The sequence below is a fragment of the Mesorhizobium sp. M8A.F.Ca.ET.021.01.1.1 genome (genome assembly GCF_003998025.1).
Lineage (GTDB): Bacteria > Pseudomonadota > Alphaproteobacteria > Rhizobiales > Rhizobiaceae > Mesorhizobium.
Map to the genome: position 1 here is coordinate 1 of NZ_RZSJ01000411.1, position 5,742 is coordinate 5,742.

The window sequence follows — 5,742 nt, forward strand, 5'->3', positions numbered from 1 at the left end:
TTTCTAGGCTTTTCAAATTCTTGAATTGATTTTCTGACAAAAAGAATCCCGCGCCGATCGAAACGAACGGCGCGGGATTTTTCATATCCGGCAGGTCGTGATCGCTATGGCGCGAAGATCGACCAGTTCATCATCCTGGCGAGCTTTTCCAGCGCGATCGAACCCAGCTTGGAATTGCCGTTGGCGTTGAGGCCGGGCGACCAGACGGCAAGCGAGGCGACCCCCGGCACGATACCCAATATACCGCCGCCAACGCCGCTCTTGCCGGGAATACCGACGCGGAAGGCGAAATCGCCGGAGCCGTCATAGTGGCCGCAGGTCAGCATCATGGCGCCGATGCGCCGCGCCCGCTCCGCCGACACCACCTGATACCCGGTCGCCGGGTTCTTGCCGCCATTGGCGAGGAAGCGACCGGCCATTGCCAGTTGCCGGCAGCTCATGGCGATGGCGCAATGATGGAAATAGACGCCCAGCGCCAATTCCGGCGCATGATGGAGATTGCCGAAGGATTTCATGTAATTGGCGAGTGCGAAGTTGCGGTAGCCGGTGGCCCGTTCGGAAGCCGCGACCTCGCGGTCGATGATGATGGTCTCGTCGTCGCAGAGGAACTGGATGAAGCGCAGGATCTCGCCGATCGCCTCGCGCGGCTGGTGGCCGGCAAGGAGGATGTCGGAAATGACGATAGCGCCGGCATTGATGAACGGATTGCGCGGAATGCCGTTCTCATGCTCGAGCTGGACAATCGAGTTGAACGGGTTGCCGGACGGCTCGCGCCCGACCCGCTTCCACAGCGCGTCGCCGACATTGCCGAGCGCCAGCGTCAGGGTAAACACCTTCGAGATGCTCTGGATCGAAAAAGCCTGGTCGGCATCGCCAGCCACCAGCACGCCGCCGTCATTGGTGACGGCCGCGATACCGAATTTCTTCGGATCGACCTTGCCCAGTTGGGGAATGTAGGTCGCGACATCGCCGCGATCGGTGCGTTCAGCCATTTCCGCCGCGACTTCCGCCAGCGCCTGTTCGAGCTCCGGCATGGCGCTACCTCAACCAGCGTTCGATGCGCGCCATCGCCTCGACGATGTCGTCGTGGCTGCCGGCATAGGAAAACCGCATCGTGCGGTGGCCCGCCCGGGTGTCGAAGTCACGGCCGGGCGTCGCCGCCACATGCGCCTCGGCCAGCATCTTGCGGGCAAAGGCCATGCTGTCATTGCTGTGCCGGGTGACATCGCAAAAGGCATAGAAGGCGCCATCCATGGGCGCCGCCAGGGGAAAACCCAGCTCCGGCAGGCGCTTCATCAGAAGCTCGCGATTCCAGGCATAGCGCCGCTTCACCGCTTGCAATTCCTCGGTTGCGGTAAAGGCCTCGATCGCCGCGATCTGCGACAGCTCCGGCGGCGAGATGTAGAGGCTCTGGGCGATGCGCTCTACCGGCCGCACGAGGTCTTCCGGCAACACCATCCAGCCGATGCGCCAGCCGGTCATGCAATAGTATTTCGAGAACGAGTTGATCACCGTCACGCTGTTGCTAAAGGCGAGTGCCGTGGTGTCTGGGGCGCCATAGGCCAGCCGATGATAGATCTCATCGGAAATGACGGCGATGCCGAGGGATTCCGCCGTGGTGACCAGGGCCGCCAGTTCATCGGCCGGTATGACGGCGCCGGTCGGATTGGCCGGACTTGCAAACAGCACGCCCTTCAGAGGCTTCTCCCGATGCGCGGCCTGCAGATGGCCGGCATGCAAATAAGCCGCGTCGCCGAGCTCGATTTCGACCACGTCGATGCCAAGGGCTGCCATGATGTTGCGATAGGCGGGATAGCCGGGCGCGGCGATGGCGACCCGATCGCCGGGATCGAACATCGCCAGGAAAGCGAGATTGAAGGCCGCCGACGATCCGGTGGTCACCGCGATCCGGCCAGGGTCGACATCGAAGCCGTAGTGATCCGCGTAATGCCCCGCGATCGCCTTGCGCAGCGGGGCCAGGCCCAAGGTGTCGGTATAGCCGATGCGTCCAACCTCCAGCGCCTTGGCCGCGGCGGCGCGAACCCCGACAGGCGCCGGATCGGATGGCTGGCCGACCGCCATGGAAATCACCGGCACGCCCTGTGCCTTCAGCCGGTTCGCTTCGGCCAGCACATCCATGGCGTGGAACGGCTCGACATTGCCGCGATGGGAGAGCGAAACGACCATTTTTACCCCTGTTGCGAGGATTGAGCGCGCCAGGTCCTGACGCATGCGCCGCACAAATGCCCGATTGATGTGAGGATCACAAGTTGAGGAAGTTTTTCAGGCGCCGACTTTTCATCTTTCGCCCGCTCGTCTACCAGTGGACACATTATGTTGAGCCGACCCAGATCGACGATTGCCCGGGCAGCGCGTGTCTTCGCGACGATCTCGCTTGCCGCCGCGGTTGCAGTGGCCGGTTCGGTGACCGCCTTCGCCCAGGGCGTGCCAGTGGTACGCGACGCCGAGATCGAAGCTCTGGTACGCGATTATGCACGGCCGATCTTCAAGGCGGCCGGGCTGGCGAATGACGGCATCGACATCGTGCTGGTCAATGATTCCAGCTTCAACGCCTTCGTCACCGGGCGCCGGCTGTTCATCAACACCGGCGCGCTGATGACGGCTGAAACACCGAATGAAATCATTGGTGTCATCGCGCACGAAGCCGGGCATATCGCCGGCGGCCACCAGCAGAAACTGCGCGAGCAACTCGAACGCGCCAAGACCATGGCCATCATCGCCACCTTGCTCGGTGCCGGCGCCATGGTCGCCGGCGCGACGACAAACAGCCGCGGCCTTGCCGGGGCCGGCATGGGCGTGGCGGCTGGCGGCGGCGAGATGGCGCAGCGCAGCATCCTCGCCTATCAGCGCACCGAGGAAATCACGGCCGACCGCTCGGCTATCACCTATCTCAATGCCACCGGCCAGTCCGGCATGGGCATGCTGAAGACCTTCCACCGCTTCCAGACCGCGCTGTCGCTGTCAGGCGCGCAGGTCGATCCCTACCGGATCAGCCATCCGATGCCGCAGGACCGCATCGCCAATCTCGAGGTGCTGGTCAAGCAGAGCCCCAATGTCGACAAGCTCGACGCGCCGACGCTGCAGCAGCGCCATGACATGATGCGGGTGAAGATTGCCGTCTACATGGAAGGCCAGGCCGCCGCGGCGCGGCTGATACAAAAGATGCGCGGCGGCATGGCGGCGCTATACGGCGATGCCCAGTCGACCTATCTCTACGGCAACCTCGACGCGGCGCTCGCCAAGACCAACGCCCTGATCAAGGCGCAGCCCAAGAATGCCTACTTCCAGGAACTGCGCGGCGATATATTGATGAAGGCGAACAAGCCTAGGGATGCGGCCGACGCCTACGCCAAGGCTGTCAGCCTCGATCCGGCACGGTCCGGCCTGCTGCCTGTCTCGCTTGGCCAGGCGCTGATGGCGGTCGGCACGCCCGACTCGCTCAAGAAAGCTGTCGTGCAGATCAACAATGGCCTGGGGCGCGACAAGGAAAACTCCACCGGCTATCGTTATCTGGCGCAGGCTTACGGCGAGCTGGGAGACATACCGGGCGCCGAGCTTGCCACCGCCGAAGGCCATTTCTATTCCGGTAACTACAAGGATGCGAAGATCTTCGCCATGCGGGCGCAACAGCAGATGAAGCGCGGCGAGCCGCGCTGGATACGCGCCCAGGACATCATAAACTACAAATCATCAGGCAAGAGCCAGTAAACTCATGAACCCTCCGGCCGTGTGCTGCGACACAGCCAGACCGGAAAACAGGCAGAAGGAACGAGAACGATGAAGAAGGCACTGCTGCTGTGCACCACGGGGGTTGCGGCCGCCCTTGCCATGCTGGCTTTCGGTTTCGTGGCCGGCAATCCGCAGGTTGCGAAGGCCGGAACGGCGCAGCCTGCCCAGACGGCGCAGCCTGTCCAGACGGCGCAGCCTGTCCAGACGGCGCAGCCTGTCCAGACGGCGCAGCCTGCCCAGTCGGCCGTGGCCGATACCAAAATCGACCGCGCCGAGGTCGAGGGAATCATCCGCGACTATCTCCTGAAGAATCCGGAAGTGCTGCTCGAAGTGCAGGACGCACTCGAGGCCAAGCAGAAGGAGGAGCAGCGGCTCGCGGCGCTCGGCGTCATCAAGAACGCCAAGGACCAGATCTTCAACTCCACCTTCGACGGCGTCGTCGGCAACCCGAACGGCAAGGTAACGATCGTCGAGTTCTACGACTACAATTGCGGCTTCTGCAAACGCGCCATCGAGGATATGCGGGCCCTGACCAAGTCAGATCCGGATCTGCGTTTCGTGCTCAAGGAATTCCCGATCCTCGGCCCGGATTCGCAGAAGGCCAGCGTCGTTTCGATGGCGTTCCACCTGATGATGCCGGAGAAGTACGGCGAGTTCCACAATGCGCTGCTCGGCGGCCAGGGGCGCGCCACCGAGGCAACCGCGATCAAGATCGCACTTTCGCTCGGCGCCGACGAGGCGACGCTGCGCGAGAAGATGAAGGACGCGTCGATCCCCGAGGCCTTCTCCAAGACTTACGATCTTGCCAACAAGCTGCAGATCACCGGAACCCCTTCCTACGTCGTCGGCAACGAGGTCGTGTTCGGGGCGCTCGGGCAGGAAGTGCTTGCCGAAAAGATCGAGGCGGCGAAAGCCGCGCTTTGACCGGCGAGTGGTTTTCTTCACGGGCACGTTTCGGCCTGTTGTGGACAGTGAAAGAACGCACTTGCGCTCTTTCCGCGGGCGACTATGCCCGGTATAGAGGCCCAGCGCGCCGGCTTGACGTCGGCGCCGGAAAAGGTCGACTTTTTTGAAAACGGTTTTCGTCCTGAACGGTCCCAATCTCAACGCGCTCGGCAAGCGCGAGCCGGGCATCTATGGCGGCAAGACGCTCGCGGCCATCGCCGACGACTGCAAGCAGGCAGGCAAAGCGCTCGGGATCGAGATCGATTTCCGCCAGTCGAACCATGAAGGCGATCTTGTCGACTGGATCCAGGAAGCCGGCGACAAGGCCGCCGGCATCGTCATCAATCCAGGCGCCTACAGCCATACCTCGATTGCCATCCACGACGCCATCCGCTCGATCGCGCCGCTGCCGGTCGCCGAAGTTCACCTTTCCAACATCCACGCGCGGGAACCGTTCCGCCACGTCTCCATGGTCGCGCCGGTCGCTGTCGGCATGATCTGTGGCTTTGGGCCGCTCGGCTACACGCTGGCGCTGCAAGCGCTGGCCGCACGCCTATGACCGGCCAACAAACAGAAGGCTCGAAAATGTCGATAAAGAAGACCGGTGTTGACCAGCAACTGATCCGCGATCTGGCGGGCATACTGAACGACACCAACCTGACCGAGATCGAGGTTGAACTCGGCGACCTGAAGGTACGGGTGTCACGGCAGGCGCCTACCGTCCATGCGATCGCCGCACCGCAACCGGCCTATGCGCCGGCAGCGGCATCCCAATCTGCCGCCGTGGCTGCCCCGGCCGCGGTCGACGTGTCCAAGAACGCCGTCCCTTCGCCCATGGTCGGTACTGCCTACCTGGCGCCGTCGCCGGACGCCAAGCCGTTCATCGAGGTCGGCCAGAAGGTCAAGGAAGGACAGACGCTCTTGATCATCGAGGCGATGAAGACGATGAACCAGATTCCCTCGCCGCGCGCCGGCACGGTGACGGCGATCCTGTTCGAGGACGCGACGCCGGTCGAATACGGCATGCCGCTTGTCGTGATCGAGTAG

6 protein-coding genes are annotated in these 5,742 nt (G+C 63.1%); 4 read left to right on the forward strand and 2 right to left on the reverse strand.

What is annotated here, in order from left to right:
• Positions 1-104: 104 nt before the first annotated feature.
• Entirely contained in the window at positions 105-1,034 is a 930-nt protein-coding gene (locus EOA36_RS25455; protein WP_127279912.1) for a glutaminase, read from the reverse strand.
• A gap of 4 nt (positions 1,035-1,038) precedes the next feature.
• Complete coding sequence (locus EOA36_RS25460; protein ID WP_127279913.1) at positions 1,039-2,187, reverse strand: aminotransferase class I/II-fold pyridoxal phosphate-dependent enzyme; 1,149 nt, start codon at positions 2,185-2,187, stop codon at positions 1,039-1,041.
• Positions 2,188-2,334: 147 nt separating this feature from the next.
• Between EOA36_RS25460 and EOA36_RS25465 the strand changes: the two genes are divergently transcribed.
• The 4 genes from EOA36_RS25465 to accB all read left to right on the forward strand — a co-directional run bounded on the left by EOA36_RS25465 (position 2,335) and on the right by accB (position 5,742).
• Positions 2,335-3,729: a M48 family metalloprotease gene (locus EOA36_RS25465; protein ID WP_127279914.1), complete on the forward strand. Its 1,395-nt coding sequence runs from the start codon at positions 2,335-2,337 to the stop codon at positions 3,727-3,729.
• Positions 3,730-3,798: 69 nt separating this feature from the next.
• On the forward strand, positions 3,799-4,674 hold the full coding sequence (locus EOA36_RS25470) for a DsbA family protein (protein WP_127279915.1): 876 nt from the start codon (positions 3,799-3,801) through the stop codon (positions 4,672-4,674).
• 145 nt (positions 4,675-4,819) lie between these two features.
• Positions 4,820-5,254, forward strand: a complete 435-nt coding sequence (aroQ, locus tag EOA36_RS25475; protein ID WP_127279916.1) for a type II 3-dehydroquinate dehydratase — start codon at positions 4,820-4,822, stop codon at positions 5,252-5,254.
• Positions 5,255-5,280: 26 nt separating this feature from the next.
• Positions 5,281-5,742, forward strand: coding sequence for an acetyl-CoA carboxylase biotin carboxyl carrier protein (gene accB, locus EOA36_RS25480; RefSeq protein WP_127279917.1), 462 nt, complete (start codon positions 5,281-5,283; stop codon positions 5,740-5,742).

What these genes read in the sequence shown, in the direction of transcription:
- EOA36_RS25465 (WP_127279914.1), top strand. Translation starts at nt 2,335, where the DNA reads ATGTTGAGCCGACCCAGATCGACGATTGCCCGGGCAGCGCGTGTCTTC.
- EOA36_RS25470 (WP_127279915.1), top strand. Translation starts at nt 3,799, where the DNA reads ATGAAGAAGGCACTGCTGCTGTGCACCACGGGGGTTGCGGCCGCCCTT.
- accB (WP_127279917.1), top strand. Translation starts at nt 5,281, where the DNA reads ATGTCGATAAAGAAGACCGGTGTTGACCAGCAACTGATCCGCGATCTG.
- EOA36_RS25460 (WP_127279913.1), bottom strand. Translation starts at nt 2,187, where the DNA reads ATGGTCGTTTCGCTCTCCCATCGCGGCAATGTCGAGCCGTTCCACGCC.
- EOA36_RS25455 (WP_127279912.1), bottom strand. Translation starts at nt 1,034, where the DNA reads ATGCCGGAGCTCGAACAGGCGCTGGCGGAAGTCGCGGCGGAAATGGCT.